This is a genomic window from Mucilaginibacter sp. (assembly GCF_028288105.1).
Taxonomy (GTDB): domain Bacteria; phylum Bacteroidota; class Bacteroidia; order Sphingobacteriales; family Sphingobacteriaceae; genus Mucilaginibacter.
The window spans coordinates 14,339-37,400 of sequence record NZ_JAQBOI010000069.1; the positions used below are offsets into that span (position 1 = coordinate 14,339).

18 protein-coding genes are annotated in these 23,062 nt (G+C 36.9%); 17 read left to right on the top strand and 1 reads right to left on the bottom strand.

Going from position 1 to position 23,062, the window contains the following annotated elements; translation table 11 throughout:
* Positions 1-6: 6 nt before the first annotated feature.
* From JWQ85_RS04895 to JWQ85_RS04970, 16 genes are all read left to right on the top strand, one after another.
* Positions 7-1,146, top strand: coding sequence for a hypothetical protein (locus tag JWQ85_RS04895; protein ID WP_299464806.1), 1,140 nt, complete (start codon positions 7-9; stop codon positions 1,144-1,146).
* Complete coding sequence (locus JWQ85_RS04900; RefSeq protein ID WP_299464809.1) at positions 1,143-2,201, top strand: glycosyltransferase; 1,059 nt, start codon at positions 1,143-1,145, stop codon at positions 2,199-2,201. The genes JWQ85_RS04895 and JWQ85_RS04900 overlap by 4 nt, the downstream gene beginning before the upstream one ends.
* A gap of 28 nt (positions 2,202-2,229) precedes the next feature.
* Positions 2,230-4,074, top strand: a complete 1,845-nt coding sequence (gene asnB, locus JWQ85_RS04905; RefSeq protein ID WP_299464812.1) for an asparagine synthase (glutamine-hydrolyzing) — start codon at positions 2,230-2,232, stop codon at positions 4,072-4,074.
* Between the two features lie 30 nt (positions 4,075-4,104).
* A complete protein-coding gene (locus tag JWQ85_RS04910; RefSeq protein WP_299464815.1) occupies positions 4,105-5,169 on the top strand; it encodes an NAD-dependent epimerase/dehydratase family protein in 1,065 nt (354 codons plus the stop codon).
* 2 nt (positions 5,170-5,171) lie between these two features.
* Complete coding sequence (locus JWQ85_RS04915; RefSeq protein ID WP_299464818.1) at positions 5,172-6,308, top strand: glycosyltransferase; 1,137 nt, start codon at positions 5,172-5,174, stop codon at positions 6,306-6,308.
* Positions 6,309-6,476: 168 nt separating this feature from the next.
* Positions 6,477-7,655, top strand: a complete 1,179-nt coding sequence (locus JWQ85_RS04920; RefSeq protein ID WP_299464821.1) for a hypothetical protein — start codon at positions 6,477-6,479, stop codon at positions 7,653-7,655.
* 104 nt (positions 7,656-7,759) lie between these two features.
* Positions 7,760-8,932 carry a glycosyltransferase family 4 protein gene (locus tag JWQ85_RS04925; protein ID WP_299464823.1) on the top strand — a complete coding sequence of 391 codons (1,173 nt, stop codon included), beginning with the start codon at positions 7,760-7,762 and terminating at the stop codon, positions 8,930-8,932.
* 3 nt (positions 8,933-8,935) lie between these two features.
* Positions 8,936-9,910, top strand: coding sequence for a glycosyltransferase (locus tag JWQ85_RS04930; protein WP_299464826.1), 975 nt, complete (start codon positions 8,936-8,938; stop codon positions 9,908-9,910).
* A 78-nt stretch (positions 9,911-9,988) separates the two neighbouring features.
* Entirely contained in the window at positions 9,989-11,143 is a 1,155-nt protein-coding gene (locus JWQ85_RS04935; RefSeq protein ID WP_299464829.1) for a glycosyltransferase family 4 protein, read from the top strand.
* A 43-nt stretch (positions 11,144-11,186) separates the two neighbouring features.
* A complete protein-coding gene (locus JWQ85_RS04940; protein WP_299464832.1) occupies positions 11,187-11,816 on the top strand; it encodes a sugar transferase in 630 nt (209 codons plus the stop codon).
* Positions 11,817-11,825: 9 nt separating this feature from the next.
* On the top strand, positions 11,826-12,863 hold the full coding sequence (locus tag JWQ85_RS04945; RefSeq protein WP_299464835.1) for a GNAT family N-acetyltransferase: 1,038 nt from the start codon (positions 11,826-11,828) through the stop codon (positions 12,861-12,863).
* Positions 12,864-12,931: 68 nt separating this feature from the next.
* The gene (locus JWQ85_RS04950; RefSeq protein ID WP_299464838.1) at positions 12,932-14,068 is read left to right on the top strand and encodes an aminotransferase class I/II-fold pyridoxal phosphate-dependent enzyme; all 1,137 of its coding nucleotides are present in this window, start codon (positions 12,932-12,934) and stop codon (positions 14,066-14,068) included.
* Positions 14,069-14,100: 32 nt separating this feature from the next.
* Entirely contained in the window at positions 14,101-16,062 is a 1,962-nt protein-coding gene (locus JWQ85_RS04955) for a nucleoside-diphosphate sugar epimerase/dehydratase (RefSeq protein ID WP_299464841.1), read from the top strand.
* Positions 16,063-16,244: 182 nt separating this feature from the next.
* Positions 16,245-16,658: a helix-turn-helix domain-containing protein gene (locus JWQ85_RS04960; protein WP_256536775.1), complete on the top strand. Its 414-nt coding sequence runs from the start codon at positions 16,245-16,247 to the stop codon at positions 16,656-16,658.
* 97 nt (positions 16,659-16,755) lie between these two features.
* Complete coding sequence (gene glmS, locus JWQ85_RS04965; protein ID WP_299464846.1) at positions 16,756-18,591, top strand: glutamine--fructose-6-phosphate transaminase (isomerizing); 1,836 nt, start codon at positions 16,756-16,758, stop codon at positions 18,589-18,591.
* Positions 18,592-18,761: 170 nt separating this feature from the next.
* Positions 18,762-19,598, top strand: coding sequence for an AraC family transcriptional regulator (locus tag JWQ85_RS04970; protein WP_299464849.1), 837 nt, complete (start codon positions 18,762-18,764; stop codon positions 19,596-19,598).
* On the opposite strand, the gene JWQ85_RS04975 is transcribed toward JWQ85_RS04970, so the two are convergent.
* On the bottom strand, positions 19,590-20,417 hold the full coding sequence (locus JWQ85_RS04975; RefSeq protein ID WP_299464852.1) for a formyltransferase family protein: 828 nt from the start codon (positions 20,415-20,417) through the stop codon (positions 19,590-19,592). The two genes, JWQ85_RS04970 and JWQ85_RS04975, sit on opposite strands and share 9 nt — an antisense overlap.
* 279 nt (positions 20,418-20,696) lie before the next feature.
* Here JWQ85_RS04975 and JWQ85_RS04980 point away from each other — a divergent pair, with 279 nt between their 5' ends.
* Positions 20,697-23,012 (top strand): gliding motility-associated C-terminal domain-containing protein, encoded by a 2,316-nt coding sequence (locus tag JWQ85_RS04980; RefSeq protein ID WP_299464855.1) that lies wholly within the window; start codon positions 20,697-20,699, stop codon positions 23,010-23,012.
* The last annotated feature ends 50 nt before the right edge of the window (positions 23,013-23,062 follow it).

A 23,062-nucleotide genomic window follows, 5' to 3' on the forward strand; every position in this document is an offset into this window, starting at 1 on the left:
ACATTGATGGCAGATATCTTCCTTAATTCTTATTTTAAATTGCCAACTCCGCTTTTATTTGGCGTCCCGCTGATCTTATTTTTTGCAGTGAAGAAATATTATACGGTTGAGTTTGGCTGGGAAACCTTCTTTTTTTTAGCCGCTAATTTACTTTACTATGCTGTTGGCCAGGGAGATTTTAAGCCATTTATTGTAAACAGTATTACGTTTATTGTATGCATGCTCTACTTTAAATCGTTTATTGGAGATAATAACGCCCGTTTTAAAATAGCTGTATTCTTGTTTTTTATGTTATTAGGAATATCTGTTTGCATAATGCTGGTTAACCATTTATTCCCTCAACGTGTAGATAGCTTACGAGCAACGCTATTAGGATCGCCGGTAACCCAGAGCCCTACCGGAATAAGTACAACAATATTTACTTTCGGCTATCAGTTAGCTGCATTTACCAGTTTTACTATAGTTGCTGCATTTTTATGGAAGAGAAGCATGTTTTTGCCTGTAGCTGCGTTGCTTGCCTGCCTTGTAGCAGCTTGGTATGGTATGCAAAGGTCAGCACTAATTGCTTTCGGTATGTCTGTAATAGGGTTTACCTTATTTTATTATAAACAAAGAGCTATTCCTATATTAAGTGCAACGCTCGTTTGTGGTTTACTCTTCTTTTTATTGGTGCTTAAACCATACGCAAGTACTGGCGATAATATTTTAGATAAAACAAACCGAAATACCGAAAATGGAGAAAACAGATCAGAGCTTTTTATTGAGAATTTAAAAATATACTCGGAATATCCCTTTGGGTTAGTGTTTTATGGCAAGCAATGGAAAGACGCTATAATTGGGAGTTCTGTTTTTTCAAGCGGTATTACATCTCACAATGCTTATTTAATGTTTTTTACTTATCTGGGGCCTTTTGTAGGTATTACTTTGCTACTTGGGTTATATTATCCGGCTTATAAAGCATTTAAATTTGCTGCATTTAATATACGAAAACCGCAACACAAGTTATTTGTGGCCCTATGTTTTTCACTATTGGCTATCTCTATCAATTCACTGTTCCATAATGCCTGGTTAGTAAATGCAAACGGCCCCACTGTGTTTTTATATGTTGCCATTTTGCACAAGTATGATTTAAATACAGCTGTATGAAAAAAAAGGTTTTTTTCATAGTTAGCTCTTTAGTTGCAGGCGGATCAGAGCGGGTTTTTTGGCTATTAAGCCAGGCTTTTGATAGGGATAAATATGATGTGAGCCTGGTTATTTTGAATGGTGTTAATCCACATCTTTCAACAAACCTGCAAATAAGGATCATTGATTTAAATACTATTAAAGCATCCCGGTCATTTTTAAAATTGTATAAGTTTATAAAAAAGGAAAAGCCATATGCTATTTTTTGCACAGCAGCACATATAAATTTATTAGTATCCCTTGTTTCCTTTTTCGTTAATGTTCCCGTTCTAATTGCAAGAGAATCTAATATTTTCCACCAGATGTTAACCATTGGAGATCGTAGTTCAAAGATGTGGGAACTGCTGATAAATATTTTTTACAGAAGGTTTAAGGTGGTTATTTGCCAGTCAGACGAAATGCAAAAATCGTTTATCAGCAATTTTGGGATAAAAGAGAATAAACTCACCATAATTCCAAACCCGGTAATAATACCTTTAAATATTGATGAGCCTGCAGACAAGGGATCATATAAGAAAATTTTAATTGTAGCCAGGTTGGTTCCCGAAAAAGGTCATCATCGCCTGCTTGAAATTTTCTCAGAGCTTCCGCCCGATTATCAGTTAACAATTGCCGGTGACGGACCATTAATGGAAACCCTAATCGAAACCGTTAAACAGCTTAATTTGCAGGATAGGGTTTTTATGCTGGGCAGGATCCGCAACGTTACCGAGGTTATTAGTAACCATCATGTTTTTGCACTTACATCATACACTGAAGGATTCCCGAATGCTGCGCTTGAGGCGCTGGCCGTAGGTGTACCTGTAGTAGCGTTTAATGTAGGGGGGATAACTGAATTGGTTCAGCCTGGTTTTAACGGTTACATTGTTGAGCAGGACAGCCCCCGTGTTTTTAGAAACTACCTGATCAAAGCCGCCGAACAACAATGGGATGCAAAGGCCATCCGCGATGATATTGCCCAACGATTTGCAGTAGATAAAATTGCCAACAGATACCAGGAACTGATCAATTTCTAATTCAGGTTATTCATTTAATTTTTAAGTAATGTGTGGAATTTTTGGCAGTACCTTTGAGTATAGCGATACACTGATACATGCAAAATTAGAGCGTATTAAATTTCGCGGCCCAGACAATGTAGCATTTCAAAAGCAAGGTGGTATTACATTAGGCCATACACGGTTATCAATTATTGATTTAGATTACAGATCAAATCAACCTTTTAATTACGCACATTTAAGCATTGTATTTAACGGTGAGATATATAACTATCAATACCTTAAAAATAAACTAATAAAAGAAGGATATAATTTTACTACGCTATCAGATACAGAGGTAATTTGTGCTGCTTATTTAGCCTACGGTACAAACTGCGTTAATCATTTTAACGGCATGTTCTCATTCGTTATTTATGATGTAATAAGCAACACATTTTTTGGTGCCCGAGATCGCTTAGGTAAAAAACCTTTTTATTATTACAATGATCACTCGGGCTTTGAATTTGCCAGCCAGCCATCTGTAATAGCCGAAGGTAAAAAGCTCAGCATTGACCCGGCAGCAATTAATGCATTTCATTTTTGGAACTGTATTCCCGACTCAACTTGTATTTATAAAGGAGTAAAAAAATTACCAGCTGGTTGTTATTTCATTTATAAGATAGAAAATCAAGATCTTAAGATCACACGATATTGGAACATTGACTACAAGCGGAGTGAAAAGTTTACCGGATCATACAACGATGCGGTAGATAAGCTTCAGGATATTTTAGAAGACGCTGTAAAAATAAGGATGAATGCAGACGTTCCATTAGGCGTATTTCTTTCATCCGGTATTGATTCATCATTAATAGCGGCTATTGCGGCCTCTCACCATAACTCGGTTAAAACGTTTAATGTACGGTTTGATGAAAAGGGATTTGATGAAAGTGTAGCATCCCAAAAAATAGCTGCTTGCATAGGTACAAATCATCATACAATAGATTGTACCTATCAGGAAGGAATACAAATGATAGAGGGCTTTTCTAAATACTACGATGAGCCGTTTGCAGATTCAAGCGCCTTACCAGGTATGCTATTGGCTTCACACACCAAGCCATACGTTACCGTAGCCTTAACTGGCGATGGTGGAGACGAAAGCTTTTTAGGGTATAGCCGTTACGGCTGGATGAGAAAAATACAGCCATTTTACAATTGCCCATTAGTGCTTCGTAAGGCAATAGGCTGGTTACTAAGTCTTTCGCCTAATTACAGGCACAAGTTGTTAGCGATGGGGGTGGTGCAAAAGGACTTAGCCCAGTTGTACATTAAAATTTGCAGTGGTATGGATCACTCATACATGCTTGATCCTGAACCTGATTTTGCACAGATAGATAGGTTTTGGTTATATAACCGGCATAAGCCTTTATTAGAAAGGATTTCTGATTATGACCTTAAAACATATTTAAATAATGATATAAATACAAAAGTAGACCGTGGCTCTATGGCCTACGCAATAGAAACCCGATCACCTTTAATGGATCATCGCGTTGTTGAATTTGCCCAAAGTTTACCTACATCTTTTAAGATGAATAAGCTGGTTCAAAAGCGTATCCTGAAAGATATCCTGTTTAAAAAGGTTCCTTCCGAATATTATAACCGGCCAAAATCCGGCTTTTCTGTACCGCTTGAAAAATGGTTCAGAAACGAGTTGAAAGAATATGTACTTGATACGCTTACCCCACAAAAATTAACCAACATACCTGGCATAAACATTAGCGCAACTATGCAAATGATAGAAGATCATATGGATGGGAAGTGGAACAGGGCCCCACGCATTTGGAGCTTACTGGTTTTAAGCCAGTGGCTGGAGTCACAAGTGCAGGTTAGCACCCCATCTAATGCCCTGGTATTGTAGCAGATTATTACCAACCCAAACACAATAGCAATGAAGATATTAATTACAGGGTGTGCCGGCTTTATCGGTTTTCATTTAGTGAAGCATTTAGTTAACTGTCCTATTGAAATAATCGGGGTTGATAATATAAATGATTACTATGATGTCAATTTAAAGTACGGCCGCCTGGCAGAACTGGGAATTAAACAGGATAGCATAGTTGCTTCAGCACCCCTGAAAAGCGAATATTATCCCAGCTTTACTTTTATCAAAATAGACCTGATTGATAAAGCCCGGCTTCAGGAAATATTTGCTGATAATTCTTTTGATATTGTGTGTAACCTGGCTGCACAAGCTGGTGTAAGATATAGCTTAACAAATCCACACCTTTATATAGATTCAAATATAACCGGTTTTTTAAATGTGTTAGAAATGAGCCGGTTATATTCAATCAAACACCTTATTTATGCAAGCTCGTCAAGTGTTTATGGGTTAAATAAAGAGATGCCATTTTCTACCACCCACCCAACAAACCATCCGGCTTCTATTTATGCAGCTACCAAAAAAGCAAATGAATTAATGGCGCACTGTTATAGTCATTTATACAATTTGCCAACAACAGGCTTACGTTTTTTTACAGTGTACGGCCCATGGGGAAGGCCAGATATGGCTATGTATCTTTTTACTAAAGCGATAATAGAGAATAAACCCATAAGTGTTTTTAATATGGGAGAGATGAAACGTGATTTTACCTATATAGACGATATTGTAAAGGGGATAGCTAAAATTATTGAAAGCCCATATAATCATAAATATCAATCTGGTGGCGGCAATAATGATGTGCCATCGAGTATATTTAATATTGGTAAAGGGAGCCCCATAAAATTATTAGACTTTGTTGCCGAGATTGAAAAGAATTTAGGTATCACAGCTAAAAAGAAATTTATCCCAATGCAGGATGGTGATGTTGCAGAAACATGGGCAAATGTTGATGAATTATATGAAGCATACAACTATTTGCCTAAAGTTACTATTGAAGAAGGGGTAAAGAACTTTATTAAGTGGTATAAAGAATTTTATACACCGGTAGAATTAGTTAAAGTAAATACATTATAATTTTGTTACCTGTATCTAAACCATTGCTAATTGTATCCCTTTCAAACAGAGCAGGGGGAGCAGAACAGTGTTTGCAAATGATTGCAAATGCTGCCTGTGCTAAGCAACTCTTTTTACTAAAAGCTGAAGTTAATATACTATCAAAATCAGTTCATAGCGAAAGTGATTTTATTAGTAAAAAGTCTTTGATTTTTGGATATATATTTTTAATTTGTAAGCTTGTTAAGTACCGTAAGGGATATGTTATTTTAAGCTCTGCTGTGTATTTGAATGCTTACCTGGGTTTTTTAAAACGAATTGGATTTTTAAGATCAGAGGTTGTAGTAAGGGAATCAACAACAGTTTTTAGCCGGTTTAAGGGGCTTAAAAAACTTAGCTACGTATTGGCATATAAATTAGGGTACCCAGCTATAAAACTTATTATCTGTCAAACAGAGTTTATGCGTGCGCAATTTGTTAAATACAACTCATTTATCCCGGCAAGTAAGGTAATTATATTGGCTAACCCAATGAATTTAAAAGCCATAAAGGGTGATGCATTGAAAGGAGAAATGCCTTTTAACTTTGAGTTTATTTGTGCCGCAGGCAGATTGATTCCTATAAAAGGTTTTTCACTGCTTATTAATGCCTTTAAACCTATAGTTGAAAAAAGAAAAGATCTTAAATTAGTTATTTTGGGAGAAGGCCCCGAAAGGGATAATCTTCAGAAACAAATACATCAACTTGGGCTTGAAGGAAGCGTTATTTTAATGGGGCATGTAGCTAACCCGTATGTTTATTTCAAATACGCAAAGGTTTGTGTAACATCATCGATAGAAGAAGGGTTTCCTAATACGTTATTGCAAATGATGGCGTTGAATACATCAGTGGTTTCAACACTTTGTGCCGGTGGTATAGCAGACATACCGTCAATTTTAAAGGTAGAAACCGGAAATATATATGCCTTACAAAGCGCTATAAGTACCTGTTTAGAGATGCAAAAATCTCAGGATAGGAGACTCCTTGATAGATATTTAGCAGGGCGCGACCCACAAAACTTTGTAAATCAACTCATGAAACAGATCGGGAACTTAAAAAAAGATCTTTATACCCCATCTATTTTCCCTTTAAAAAATACCTTGGATAAAGTATTTAAATAGAGCTTAAAGCTCTAAAGACTAAAACGTAAAGTTTTTTTTAATAATGATATCATACATTCTCATAGCCCTTTTGTATTAAAATTACTTTTTAAACAGGGGTGCGGGGAGGTTTAACTGGCAACATAGCGCAAAAAGCGTGCGTTAAAGGCTTAGTTAAATTAAAAAAGCATGATTCAAACAAAACACAAAAGCCAAGCAACTGTTTTAAAATTCTTATTATTATTAACCTTATTATCCTTTAGCCGATGCAAGAAAGACGAAGTACAAACAACATCAGACCTTGAAAAATCAGAGTTGTCAAATCTGCCGCCAACTCTGGAATCAACCACAGCCGTTTCCTCTACAAGTTACAGATTAGAAAATAGCCTTCCCAGTGGCTATGTTAAAGACGGATCGAGAGATTACACAAGCTACATACAAACAGCAATTAATAAATATGCTGATATTACATTCCCGGCCTTCCCTATAATGGTGAACAACACGGGAATAATTATTCCATCAAATAGAAAAATAAGCTTTTTGACAGGCTCTAAAATTATACAGAAGCCAACATCAGCTACAAACTATAACGCAATCCGGATATATAAAGCAACTAACGTTACTTTAAACAACCCGGTAGTTGTAGGAGATAGATATAAACACTCGGGTTCATCTGGCGAATGGGGCCAGGGGATAACAATTTATGGGTCTTCTAACATTACTTTAAATGGCCCAAATGTAAGTAATTGCTGGGGCGATGGGATCTACTTAGCCTCTACGGATAAAATTACCAATAGAAACATTACCATAAATAATGCATCCTGCACATATAACCGCAGAAACGGCATTTCGATAACCAGTGTTATTGGTTTAGTTTTAGAAGCTCCTTATTGTGCTTATAGCAATGGTGTATCGCCATATTGCGGTATTGATGTAGAGCCGTCATTCTATACAGACGAAATACAGAACGTAGCCATAAACAATGCCAGAACCGAGTATAACCCTGGATACGGTATACAGGCTGGGTTCAGGAACTTATTTGGTGGTCCAAATAAAAGCATTGGATTAAAACTTACAAACCATATTGATAAAAACTCAAAAGTTTCTCTGAAAGTCAGTGCTACACTTACACGACGAGTAGGTAGTGAAACTGTAACAGGTAACGTTGACATTACCAATCCGTACTGGAGAAAAAACTCGCTAACCCCTATACAAACCAACATACTGGTAAAAACAATTAAACTGAATATCACTAACCCTACTGTACAAGATATTAATGGTGTTAATTTAAGTGATGCATCTATTTTGTCATTATTTACTTATAAAACCAATATTAACAGGGAGGCGAATTACGTGATCAAATTTTAATAGTTCATAGTTATAAGCTGTGGCCGGGTCGTCATCATAAACCATGAGACCCGGCCTGGCAGCTTATTAACATCCCGGTCCTCAGTTGGTTAATATTTCATATTATGAAAGATACATTATTACTGCTGATGACACCCAACATGAGCTTACAGAAATGGAAAGCGATTGGTCAATTAAACAGGGAAATTGACATTTATAATTCTTTAATTAAAGCTGCCGGGCTTAAGCTGCTCATATTTAGTTATGGCAGAAATGACCAGCATCTGGTAAAAGATCACCCTGATATACAGGTTTTAACTATACCATCGTGGATACCGGCACGCATGCCTTTCAAATTGCAAAATTTGATATATGAAACCCTGGCCCCATGGTATTATCGTGACTATTTTAAACGTGTTATACTTGCAAAAACCAATCAGTTTGCAGCTGGCCGGTTTGGGCTTATACTAAAGTTTCTATTTGGTATTCCCCTTGTTATAAGAATGGGTTACTATCGTTCCCATTTTCAACCTATCAGCAAAATTAAAAGTATCAGGGAAAAGCTTTTCTTTCGATTTTCCGATAAGCTGATTGTAACCTCATACGCAGCTAAAAAATTCATTAGTGAAACTTACCACATACCCAACAATAAAATATTGTGGATGTGCAACTCTATTGACCTAAGCATATTTAAACCACAACCGGCAGAAAAAGAGTTTGATGTGATTTTTGTTGGGCGACTGGAGAAAATAAAAAACATTAAGCTTCTGTTAAAAACCGTTAACCGGGCTTCCTTAAAAGCTTTGATAATTGGTCGTGGATCACTTGTAAAGGATATGTTTGATTTTGTTATTCATAATGACAAAATCACATGGATGGAAAGCGTTAACAATAGCGATTTGCCTGCCTATTACAACAAAGCCCACGCCTTCCTTATATTATCAGATTATGAGGGTTGCCCTAAAAGCTTACTCGAAGCAATGGCATGCGGCATTCCATGTATAGGCACTAATGTGCCGGGTATCAGAGAGTGTATGGATGACGAACAGAATGGATTACTGGTAGAAAAAAACGCGGACGATATCCAAAAGAAATTACTTTTAATAAAAAACAATCCGTTATTAGCTAAAAAACTAACTGATAATGCAATTAAATGGGTTGGCAGTAATTGCGAACTTGAGGCAAATGTGCGGAAAGAATTTGAACTCTTTAAAGAGGCCATCAACGCTAAATACAAAAATACTCCTTTTAATAGACCTGTTCCCACAAGTAATACACCTGTTACAACCAAGTTCTGAAATATGCAAGTATCTGTAGTGATGTCTGTATTTAATGCCAAACGGTATTTAAATGAGGCAGTAGATTCCATATTGGAACAAACTTTCAAAGAATTTGAATTTATTATTATAGATGATGGATCAACTGATGGTTCAGTCCAAATATTAGAGGATTACGCGCTTATAGATAAAAGAATAATTCTGATAAAAAACGAGCGAAACCTTGGCTTGCCTACCTCTTTAAATAAAGGTATCCTTTTAGCTAAAGGAAAATATATAGCCCGGCAAGATGCTGACGATGTATCTGGAATTTGCCGGCTAAAAAAACAACTCCATTATGCCCAGCTTAATCCAGATATTGATATTATCGGTTCAGATTGTTACATAATTGATTTAAATAGTGAGCTGGTTTGCAAAACTACTCACCACAGCCAAATAACAGACTTTAAATCTACTTTACTCAATCGCCAAGCTATTTTTCCGCACGGCTCTGCGTTAATAAAGCGCGATAAGATTATAGCAGCCGGTTTGTACGATCCCCGATTCTATTACTCGCAAGATGGGGAACTGTGGCTGCGCATGATTAGTAAGGGAAGTAAAATAAAAGTTTTACAAGAACCGCTTTACTACTTCAGAATGTTACCCGTTGTTAATAACAAAAAGAACGAAGGACAAGCGGCATATAATAAAGTTAAACAGCTAATTTACCTGCATAAAGCCGATAACGAAACAATAGATCAGGAAACTATTCGGATAAAAAATAAGTTAGCTGGTTATAATAATATTAACTCTTTGCCAAATTATATGGCCGTATATTGGAAAGGATTAGCTAACACGGCTTATTTTAATCAGAATAATAGTATAGGTATTCCTTATAAATACCTATATAAGGCCTTCCGCGAAAAAAATAATATTAAAGATTATTTAAGCTACTTAAAATTGGTTTTACTATATATATTCCCCGCAAAACCAATAAGATATCTCCTTTCTAAAAGGTAATTATTCAAAAATGTGTTTATAACGAATAGCTTTAGTTATTCGGCAGATTCTCAATCCTCCTTATTTATGGTCAAGATCATGCGCATAACTACTGTGCCTGTTTCACTGTTGGTACTGCTTAAAAATCAGTTACAGTTTATCTCAAAACATTACCAGGTGGTTGCCATATCTTCCGGAGGCGAGCAACTTGACCAGGTAACCCAGGAAACTGCCGTAAGAACTATTGCAGTTAACATGACCAGAAAAGTAACTCCTTTTAAGGATCTGATATCGTTGATGAACTTAATAATACAGATTAGAAAGGAGCGGCCCCTCATTGTGCATACCCATACACCCAAGGCAGGTTTACTTGGCATGATCGCAGCAAAAATAACAGGAGTGCCCATTAGGTTACACACGGTAGCTGGTTTGCCCTTGCTTGAAAAAACAGGGCTAACAAGAAAGGTGTTGAACTTAACAGAAAAGGTTACTTACAGCTGCGCTACAAAAATATATCCAAATTCAACAAAAATGATGGATCTACTTGTAGGGTACCAATATTGCCAAAAAAGCAAGTTACGGGTTATTGGAAAAGGGAGCTCGAATGGAGTTGATACAACCCACTTTGACCCTGAGTTGTTTACCAACGATGATATTAGTAATATACGTACACAACTTGGTTTCCTGGAAAACGATTTTGTTTTCAGCTATATAGGAAGAGTAGTTGCCGATAAAGGCATAAATGAATTAGTAGAGTCGTTTGTAAAAATTAATGAGGTTACTAATTCAACAAAACTCCTTCTGGTGGGTCCGTTTGAAGATGATCTTGATCCTTTACAAATAAAAACACAACAGTTAATAGATAATCATCCATCCATAAAAAGAATAGGTTTTGTAAAAGATGTAAGGCCGTATCTTATAGTTGCAGATGTGTTTGTATTTCCAAGTTACAGGGAAGGTTTTCCAAACGTGTTAATGCAGGCGGGCGCCATGGGTATCCCCTGTATAGCTACAGACATTAATGGCTGCAATGAAATTATAGAACATAATGATAACGGGCTAATTATTCCGGTTAAAGATACAGTAGCGCTATATGATGCTATGCATTTGCTTTACAACGATAGGGCCCTGTTGAAAAGCTTAGCAGAACATAGCCGGCAAAAGATCCGGAATGATTATGAAACGTGCTATGTGATGGATGAGCTACTAAAAGAATACCGTTATCAGATTGAGTTGCACCTGGCTCATCAGTAAAAACTGCAATGTGTTGATGCATTGCTTCCCTAAAATTCCCTTTATGTACCGCGCGGCTTTTAAACGTTTGATTGATGTAATGGCGTCTTTTATACTATTACTTATACTGTGGCCAATTATGTTGCTCGTTTATATACTGCTTTGGCTGGTATATAAAGAAAAGCCATTATTTTATCAGAAAAGAATAGGCTTACATAATAAATCATTTCACCTGATCAAATTCAGGAGTATGACCAGCCAAAAGAACGAAGATGGTGAGTTGTTGCCCGAAAAAATGCGACTAACCCGATTGGGTCTGTTTTTAAGAAAGTCGTCTTTAGATGAATTACCCCAACTATTTAACATACTATCAGGAGATATGAGCCTAATAGGCCCCAGGCCCTTATATGAACGCTATTTGCCTTATTATACAAATGAAGAGCAGGTCAGGCATTCTGTAAGGCCTGGTATATCCGGATGGGCGCAGGTAAACGGGCGCAACGCCATTTCATGGGATACCAAACTTGCTTTGGATGTATTTTATGTTAAGCATTTATCTTTTAAACTGGACTGTTTAATCGCTTATAAAACCATCATTAATATACTTACTGCCAAAAATATCCTTGCCGATGAAACTTCTACCGTTAAGTATTTAGATAAGGAAAGACCATACCAATCAACAAACAATTATTAATAAATCCGTATGGAATACCAGATCATCAATCAGAACCAAAAAGAGGAATGGACGCAGTACATAAAAAAAGCCGTTGCCTTCGATTTGTATCACACCTGGCAATACAATTCGTTTGAAAAAATAGACAAACCGTTTTTGTTTTTATACCAGCAAAACGATGATTTTATTGCCTTTCCGTTAATAAAAAGAAAAATAGATAACTCCAGCTTTTATGACCTTACCTCTGCTTATGGGTATGTGGGGCCTATTAGTAACAGGCAATTTACGCATGCGGATGATGAATTTTTGGAAAATTTTAAAACCGCATTTTTACAATTTTTAAGGAAAGAGGCAATTATTTGCGTGTTTTCCCGTCTGCATCCCATTATTACCCAAGGGGCTGTTTTGAATAAGTTTGGAGGTGTTTATGATAACGGGCAAACTGTTGCTATAGATTTAAATATACCAGTTGAAATACAGATAAGCAAGTATCGTAAAGGCCACCGAAACGCTATTAAATATCTTAGACAACATGACTATTTAGCAAAAGAAGCTTCGAACCCCGAAGGGGTGAAGACCTTTGTGAAAATATATCATGAAAATATGCGGCGCATTAAGGCGGCTAATGAGTATTTTTTTAACGAAGCATATTTTTTAAACCTGATCAATGCAGAGGAATTTGAAGCCAGGATAATGCTGGTTTATTTAAATGATACGGCTGTAGCCGGTGGTGTATTCACCTTTACTGATCAGATTATTCAAGTGCATTTATTAGGCACACTAACAGAACATCTACAACATTCGCCGGTGAAATTACTAATTGATGAGGTTAGTTTACTTGGCCGTGAGTGTGGTATGCGGTACCTGCACATTGGCGGCGGAATAGGCGGCCAAAACGACTCGTTATTTTATTGGAAATCAGGATTCTCTGATTTGTACTTTAATTTTCAAACCTGGAGGTATATCAATAATCAAATGATATATAAAGAACTGGTTGAAAATAAGACTGAGGAATTTAGTTTCCAGAAGACTGACTTTTTTCCGTTGTACCGAAAGTCATCTATTTAAGCATTAAACCTATCGCTATGCCTTCAATTAAGGAACACTATAAACCCCTTACTAAAAACAGTATAAAGATGAACAAGAAAATCTGGCTCTCACCTCCCCATATGGGAGGCAGTGAAATTTTATATGTTAAAAATGCTTGTGATGCTAATTGGGTAGCACCATGCGGCCCCTGTATTGATGGGTTTGAAGACGATCTTTCAAGATTTTTAGGAGGATCGGTTGGGGTAGCTGCCTTAAGCGCAGGTACCGCGGCTATTCATATGGCGTTAATTGTTTTAGGCGTTAAAGCCGGAGACGAGGTTATTTGCCAGTCACTTACATTTGCAGCATCTGCTAACCCTATTGTATATCAAGGTGCTATACCCGTATTTGTTGATAGTGAAGAACAGACGTGGAACATGTCACCGCATTTATTAGAAGAGGCGATAAAAGACAGGATAGCAAAAGGTAAAACCCCCAAAGCAATTGTTATTGTTCATTTATTTGGTATGCCCGGGCGGATGGCTGAAATTGTTGAAATTTCTAAAAAATACGAGATCCCCCTTATTGAGGATGCTGCAGAAGCACTGGGATCAACTTATGGAAGTAAGAAATTAGGGACATTTGGTGATATTGGGATACTTTCTTTTAATGGGAACAAGATCATAACTACTTCTGCAGGCGGTGCTTTAATTGCCGAAAACAGTGAGTTAGTAACGCGGGCCAGGTTCCTTGCCACTCAAGCCAAAGAAAATTTGCCTTATTATCAACATAATAATATTGGGTACAATTACAGGATGAGCAATATATGCGCCGGCATTGGACGAGGGCAAATGGAAATTTTGAGTTTGAGAATATTCCAAAGACGAAGGAATTTTTACAATTATAAGCGGTTGCTTTCATCAATACCCGGTATAAGTTTCCAGGAAGAAATTTCAACAGATTATTTTTCAAACCGATGGCTAACAACAATTTTAATTGAGCCAACTAACAAAGATCTCAATAATGAAAATTTACGCCTGTTTTTAGAAAAATCTAACATTGAGGCCCGGCGAATATGGAAGCCCCTGCATTTACAGCCGGTATTTGAACAGTATCCGGCGTATGTAAACGGCATTAGCGAGAGGATATTCGATAAAGGGCTTTGCCTGCCTTCAGGCTCCAGCCTTACAGATTATGAGTTGAATAAAGTAGTGAAAAGAATTGCAACGTTTTTTGATGTTTAAGTTGATGGTTTGCTCAAAAATATGTTAAAGCTATGATAGGAAGAAAAGCCATGTCTAAATGGCTAATATTTGTAGTAGACCAGGTAATTATTTGCTGGTCACTTAGTATTTCTTTGTTCATTGTATTGCAATTTCAATTCAGTGAAATACTTAGAGGATATTTTTTCATTTATACTGGAATATATTTTCTTATAACAACCGTGGTATTCCTTCGGATGCGCATCCACACGGGTATAATACGATATTCTAACCTGGCAGATATTTATCGAATATTTTCGGCTGTATTAATAAGCAGTATTATTTATTGGCTGGCAATTACATTGTTGGTTAAGCCCTATCTGCATTCGGAATGGAAGAAGTTTAGTTTAAGTGTGTTGCTTAACTTTTTTATCTCCAGCTCGTTATTAATCATATTAAGAATTTATGTACGCCATTTTTTCTTCTCGGGCAAGGCAATGCAAAACGATAGAAAAGAAGTTGTTGTAATATTTGGCAGCGACGAATCATCTGTTTTAATAAAACAAGCGCTTGAACTGCAAGAGCAAAGGGAATTTGCAATTTTTGGCTTTATTGATGATGGAACGGATAGGGTAAATAAATATATACAACAGAAGAAAGTTTTTTCATCACTTGATTTGCCTTTACTTAAAAACCAGCACAAGGTTACAAAAATGCTGCTAACAGGCGACTTTGTTTTAAGCCCGGCAAAAAAGATGGTTATAGACAGATGTATTGATGCTGGAATTAGAGTATCTATCATACCACCCTCCGGCCAATGGCTGTATGGCAAACTAAGTGTGAACCAAATTCAGGACCTGGATATAAATGATCTGCTTCAAAGAGCACCGATAATTTTAAACAAGGATAACATAGCGCAAGAGCTTACAGGTAAGCGCATATTAATTACCGGTGCAGCAGGGTCTATCGGATCAGAAATGGTAAGGCAGATCATTCGCTACAACCCCGAATTGATCATATTATATGACCAGGCAGAGTCGCCCCTGCATGAATTGCAGTTAGAGATAGAAGATAAATATCCGGAGGCTAAAACAGCTATTTATTTAGCTAACATTAGGAATGCCGCCCGGCTAAGAGTTTTATTTGAAACCCATCGGCCGCAAATAGTATTTCATGCTGCAGCTTACAAACACGTTCCACTGATGGAGAAAAATCCATGTGAGGCAGTTTGGACAAATATTTTAGGCACAAAAAACCTTGCAGATATGGCAGTGGAGTATGAGGTAGAGAAATTTGTGATGATATCTACCGATAAAGCTGTAAACCCAACAAATGTAATGGGGGCATCTAAAAGAATTGCCGAAATATATATTCAAACCCTTAATAGTAAGTTGAATATGCTGAATAATAAGGAGCAGGAATTAGGTGACAGATGCATTGGAGATGAATGTAAAACAACCACAAAATTTATAACAACCCGTTTTGGTAATGTGCTTGGTTCTAATGGTTCAGTAATACCAAGATTTAAAACTCAAATTCAAAATGGTGGTCCTATAACCGTCACCGATCCAAAGATAACCAGGTATTTCATGTCAATTCCAGAAGCTGTTGATCTGGTTATGGAAGCAGCATCTATGGGTAAAGGTGGTGAGATATATATATTTGATATGGGCGATGCGATAAAAATAGATGATCTGGCAAGGAAAATGATCAAACTGGCGGGTCTTATACCAGATAAGGATATAAATATTGTGTATACAGGATTACGGCCAGGCGAAAAAATGTATGAAGAGTTATTAAATATAGAGGAAGCTTGCATCCCCACGCACCACCCTAAGATCAAAATAGCTAAAGTGATACTTTATCCCTTTACTCAGGTAGATAGTGCTATAAAGCTCTTATTTACGCTAAACAGACGTAGTACCGAGAACGAGGTGGTGAAAATGATGAAAAAGATAGTTCCTGAATATAAAAGCAACAATTCTGTATTTGAGCAATTTGATTTACAATCCGCAGATGGGTTAACAATTAAGTAACAATTACATAACAATTTGGTAACAATTACTAAAATATTACTCTCTGGGCTTTATTAGGGTATTTTTGAGCTTTTGCAGGTTTTCTACCAGCTTAATCTTTGAATAAATTTACAATCAGTTAGCCGAAGAATGAAATTAATTTGCTGAAACTTAACCGAATACCCCAACTAAGTTAATTAATTATGCAACAACATGCCGGTGAAATAATCGAACTTGCGGTAAGACGCAAAGGTGTTAGCATTAGCGAGCTTTCTCGCAGGATGCACGTGAACAGACGTTCCATTTATAATTGGTTTCAGCAACGTTGTTTAAAAATAGAAACAATTTGCGAAGTTGGTTATATTATTGGATATGATTTTTCCCAGGACTTTCCGGATGCCTTTACCCAACAAGGCTTTGCAATTATGGAAAACTTAATTGCAGCCGGTAAAAAGAATAATTTAGATTCATCTAACTCTGTTCATTTTTGGATGACAAAGTATATCGCTGTATTAGAAAAATACAACGAGCTTTTACAAATCCATGAACAAAATTTCCCTGATTTTGAATTGTCGGGAAACGACCTTATGGGTCAAACAAATCTCATCAATCGTTAAAAGCTACGCTGGAATACCCCTAATTACCTTGCCTTCACATAGTGAAGGCAAGGGCTGGCTTTTGTAAAAAATATTCAAAACTTTCAACCAAAATCATATGTGTGGAATTGTAGGATACATAGGTCATAGAGACGCATGGCCTGTGCTTATTAAAGGGCTTAAGCAATTAGAGTACCGGGGCTATGATAGCGCTGGTATTGCCCTGATAGAAGATAAGATAGTTATAAATAAAAGCAAAGGTAAGGTTGCAGATCTTGAATTAAAAACTGAAGGATCTCAGTTCCATAGTAAGATAGGCATAGGTCACACCCGGTGGGCAACCCACGGCGAGCCAAATAATATAAATGCTCATCCTCATTACTCGGGTAATCAAAAGCTGGCTATAATTCATAATGGCATCATTGAAAATTACCAGGCCATAAAAGAAGCCTTATTATTAAAAGGGCATCAATTTGAAAGTGATACTGATACAGAGATACTTATTCATTTGATTGAAGAGATACAATTAAGAACACAATTTGATTTACAGGAAGCCGTACGGGCCGCTTTAAAGCAAGTTATAGGCGCTTACGCATTGGTTATTTTAAATGAGGATAACCCGGGGCAACTTATTGCAGCCCGAAAAGGGAGCCCGTTGGTTATTGGGGTTGGGAAAGGCGAATATTTTATCGCATCAGATGCAACCCCTATATTAGAATACACACGCAATATTATTTATTTAAACGATGACGAAATAGCCAGTATCAATTATGATTCTCTTGAGGTAGTAAATTTGGATAATGATGTACAAGTACCTTATATCCATGAGCTGGAAATGGAGATAGAGTTGATTGAAAAGAACGGTTATGAGCACTTTATGCTTAAAGAGATACATGAGCAGCCACGTTCAATAAAAGATAGCATGCGCGGGCGTATTTACCCACGGGATGGCCGGGTTGAATTAGGCGGCTTAAAGGAATATGCCGAAAAATTAAAAAATATAAAAAGAATTATTATAGTGTCTTGTGGCACATCATGGCATGCCGGTTTAATAGCCGAGTATTTATTTGAGAAATATGCACGTGTACCTGTAGAGGTAGAATATGCGTCAGAGTTTAGGTATCGTAACCCGATAATCGATAAAAGCGATTTGGTTATAGCCATTTCTCAATCTGGCGAAACTGCAGATACACTGGCTGCCTTATCTATAGCGGGTATAAAAGGGGCTACTTTATTTGGCGTTTGCAATGTAGTGGGCTCATCAATTCCAAGAATGACACATGCCGGGGTATATACCCATGCCGGCCCCGAAATAGGAGTGGCCTCTACAAAAGCATTTACATCGCAGGTTACGGTACTTACTCTTATGGCACTTTACGTGGCCCAGCAACGAGATATTCTTTCTAAACAAAAAATGCAGGAATTACTTACCGAGTTAGAGAAATTGCCAGACTTGGTTGAAACTACTCTTAAATGCGAGGATAATGTGAAAATGATAGCCGGCATAATTAAACACGCAAATAATTGTATCTTTTTAGGGCGGGGTAGTGCATTCCCTGTAGCTTTAGAAGGGGCATTAAAGCTAAAAGAAATATCATATATACATGCTGAAGGGTATCCAGCTGCCGAAATGAAGCATGGCCCAATTGCATTGATAGATGAAGAAATGCCGGTTATATTTATAGCCACTAACCATTCTTCGTATGAAAAGGTTATTAGCAACATACAGGAAGTAAAAGCCCGTAAAGGCATGGTAATTTCCGTTATTTCTGAGGGTGATCTTAAAGTTAAAGCAATGTCTGATTATACTATTGAAATACCCGTTACCAATGAATTATTATTGCCGGTTTTAGCAAGTATCCCTTTGCAACTATTAGCTTACCATATTGCGGTGATGCGTAATTGCAATGTAGATCAGCCAAGAAATCTGGCCAAATCAGTAACAGTTGAGTAAATATTGATAAAGTCATGAAAAAAATATTAATTAGTACCAGATATTATTATGAATTAGTATCTGGTAGCAAAAAAACTATCGAAGCTATATGTTTTGTTTTTGGGTTAGTTTTTATTCTTGTTTTATTAATTACCATGTAGTGTAAAAAATTATTAATAATTGTAATTTAAATGTTACAATTATTATTCTATCTTAACGTAATATTTGATCGCAACCAAATGTTTACTGTCAAAAACCTGGGAGATTCTTTCATATCGGATCAGCAAGATAGGATAAAAGGTCAGCTACACGCCATGATGGCTTACTGGGACAATGACCTGGTTTGCCGTTTTGCGAATGGAGCCTTTCAAAAATGGTTTGGCTTTACTCCGGAACAAATGATAAACCGGATCACACTTAAAGAACTTCTTGGGCCAACATATGTAAAATATGCTCCATTTATATTAGGTGCATTAGAGGGCAAGCCCCAAATATTTACACGGGAAATTACTATACCAACAGGAGACGTACGAAGATCAATAGCAACTTATTACCCTGATTTTAATAACGAAGAAGTACAAGGTTTTTTTGCGTACGTTACAGATGTAACCGATTCAACAATTGTAGAAATTGAGCAATTATTATTTGAATTCAGAACTAATGTTAATAAAAAAGCTACAGATGTAAGTGAGGCCAGTATAAATAACTGTATTGAATATAATAAGGTGGATTTGAAAATGCAGGAGGTGGCCGAAACATTAAAAACCAATTTGTTAAATAAATTTCCCGGATTAGAAGAATTGGCCAGCGCTCATTTTATATCGGTATCTAAGCTAAAACGCGATTTTAAGGCTTCGTTTAAAGTTTCACCATATGTATATTATCGTAATTTACAAATGATGTTTGCCGAGAAATATATAAATCAAACCAAATGTTCTAAAAAAGAAGTGGCTTCAATCCTGGATTTTGCAAACCCGGCAAATTTTTATTCCAACTTTAAAAAATTCAAAAAAGGAAATTCAGCTTAGCTTCAAATAATACTTATCGTTTAGGATAATCCCTACGGGGATACTTCCTTCCGAAATTATGTTTTCATTTATAGTGTAACTTTCAAGATCTGCTTTATCAAGGCAAGAAACCTTTATTTTTTTGATAACATGGTCTGTGTTATTATATGCAAATTTTACACCGCTATAATTTTCCTGGCTTCTAACCAAATTGATTATATCTTTTGCAGGCATTGCCCCGGTAATATATAACATAGATTGATCTACCGGAGGGAAATAGTGTTCGTTATTATTAATAAACGTAGAATAGTTATTATTGCTTAGATAGTCATTTAGATCTGTTAACAAATTGGGAACCTGTTCCAGCAAATTTTCCCACAAAGCGATATTTCCCATCCAATAATACAACGGGATTGTTTTACGTGATATAATTTCTCCCTCATCAATACCGGTAGTTACCTTATGGAGGCTTATGCCGGCTTCTTTTTCTCCGGCCATAATGGTATAAAAAGTACAATTTTTGCCCTTATACTTTGGAAGATAGCTTGGATGGATATTGTAGATGGTATGTGACTGAAGTATTTCTTCCCTTATCATTATCCCAAACGAAAGCATAATAACAAAATCAAAGGTTCCTGACGCCAGGTTTAACTGCTCGCTCAAATTAGTATGATTTTTTATTTCAATGATGGGTATCTCTCTAACATAACAACAGGTTAATAACTCGTCATTGATCATTTTTGACTGGCAAATCACTGCTGTTACATTAAAATCTTTATGGCAGTGTATATAATCGCATGCCCTTGCATTGTTTCCCAAATAAATGACATTGTGTTCCATCTTCAGTTTATATAAAATTGTTAAAGTTCAATATACACCTACCTGTTGGCCAAATCATTACATTTTATAAAATGTATACTATTATGTGAAAAGTGTGTATCTGCACACTCTAAATAGTAGGTGTGAAATTTTCACACCCACTATCCATTATGTTATACAATCAACTCATTTAACAATTGTTAACAATAGCAAAGGTTATATTTCATACAAGAAAGTATTCACTATAAGCAAATTACAAGCGTGTTATACATTCGATATTTTTTATACCTATTTGTTTTTATGATACAAATAAATAATGCTATAGGTTCATCCTTAATAGCTGATATTCAAGATACGATAAGTTATAAGGGGAACCCGGTGATTTGCCCGGGCGGCCAGCTTGTGTTAACAGGCGCAAATGCCCCCGCCAACAGCACCTTTAAATGGTATAAGGATAAGCAAACCTCTCCGGTAGCTACTACACCTGCATACACGGTAACAACAGCTGGGAGTTATATATTAAACATCGTTAGTAATGGCGTTTCTTATACCTACCCGGCTTTAATGGTAACAAATAGTCCGCTGCCTGTCGCCGACTTTAGTTTAGTAAATAACCCCGAATGCGCGTCTGAGCCCATAATATTTAAAAACCTATCCACCGGGGATGGATTAAAATATGTTTGGAATTTTGGGGATCCGGCAAGTCCACTGAACCGGTCATACGAAACCAACCCTGTACACCAGTTTGTGGGGAAACCCGGTGATAGCTTACAAACATTTACAATTACCCTAACAGTTACCAATAAAGGGGGATGCGTACAGACAACATCAAAAAGCATTACATTAAAACAATCGCCCGGAATAGAATTGGGTGGTATGGGCAAAACTATATATGACGGTAAGGATTACTTTGTGGTATGTGAAAATGTACCAACCGTATTTACCTTCACAAACAATTCATCTACTAAAAGCACTAACGAAAGTTACAACCTGTATTGGGGTGATGGGAGCGGGCAAATTAAGTTAACTGAGTTTACAAGCATGACCCACCGGTACAGGCCGGGGCTGTATGTATTGTTTTATACGGTTACAGGAAAAAACGGATGCAGCCTTGTTAAGAAGTATAGGGTTTTTGTTGGCGAGGCTCCTAAGGCCGCATTTGCCGCCGCCGCGCCCGTTAATACCGGCACCGGTAAGCCGGTTACATTGTCATTAAGTAATCTCAGCAACAATACAAAGGGTACCCTGTATACAGCAACTTATAGTGACGGTACTGTTGTTGATTATGATTTGCCGCCAGATACATTAATGCATACGTTCTTATCTAATTCGGTTAATAAAACAAGTACTTACGAAGATAAAACGTACAATAATGCTTTTTTAGTAAAGATAGTAGCCTCTAACCCCTGCGGTTCGGCAACGGCTGTATCCCAACCAATTTATGTTTCAGATCCGCCTAAAGCAGTTATAAAGAATACCATAAATACACTTTGTTTAAACACGCTTGCCAACGTAAAAAGCGTGGGTGCATTAGGATATACGGTATCAGCAGATGGGTATCATTCCAATAAACTATTATGGAAAATTACACCGGCAACCGGGTTTGAAGCAAATAGCAATGATTTGGGTAGTGGCCAGGCAGATGCGGATGTAAAAAATTGGATAGGCGGTACCGATGATTTAAATATCCGCTTTACAACTGCCGGTAATTATAACATAACCTTAATAGCCGGGAGCGAAGTTTGTGGTATTGATTCAACATCGGTACAAATATGTGTAACTGATTTACCCGTAGCTTTATTTGATGTAGATGCCGCGCAGGGGTGCTCGCCAGTAATTATAAAAACAACCAATAAATCTACCCAGCCGTTATGTAACACTAATAGCTATAAGTGGCGTGTTTCCTATAAGCCCGATGCCTGTAATACCAATACAACAGAATATGTATTTCTTGAAGGAACCAGTTCTGTTTCTGAGAACCCTGTTTTTCAATTTACAAAATCGGGCACTTATACTATCTCATTGGTTAACAGTTACCCGGTCCAGAACTGTGTATCAAAGGCTTTTTTGCAGGAAATTGTTGTTAAGGCAAAGCCTATAGTTTATTTAAAAGCGCCTGATGTTATTTATAAAGATCAGTCTTTTAAACCCACAATAGAGGTCACAAATTGCAGCCCTGCAGATCAGTTATCATTTGCATGGGAGTATAACGGCGGTTCGGCAACATTTAGCCAGGGCCAGCTTGATTCTGTGAAATATAATTATTTAGGCAGGTATAACTTATCTGTTAAAATAACCAGCTCGTGTGGAGTTACCGAAGCAACAGTAGCAATTCAGGTAATTAAAAAACCCGACTTTTTTATCCCAAATGCTTTTACACCTAATAACGATGGCGTTAACGATACCTGGAGTATCAGAGGCCTTGATAGTAACCCCCGTAATACATTAAAGATTTTTAACCGTACGGGGAGTTTATTATATGAAGCCAAAACAAACCTTACCCCTTGGGATGGTCAATTTATGGGAAAGAGATTACCTGCCGGTGTATATTATTACACACTGTATTCTGGCGTGGCTAAACAGTCTTTTTCGGGCTGGATAAGTATGATCTATTAGCAAACCATTTATTCATCACCATTAATTCCATCACTATGAAACGTTTAATG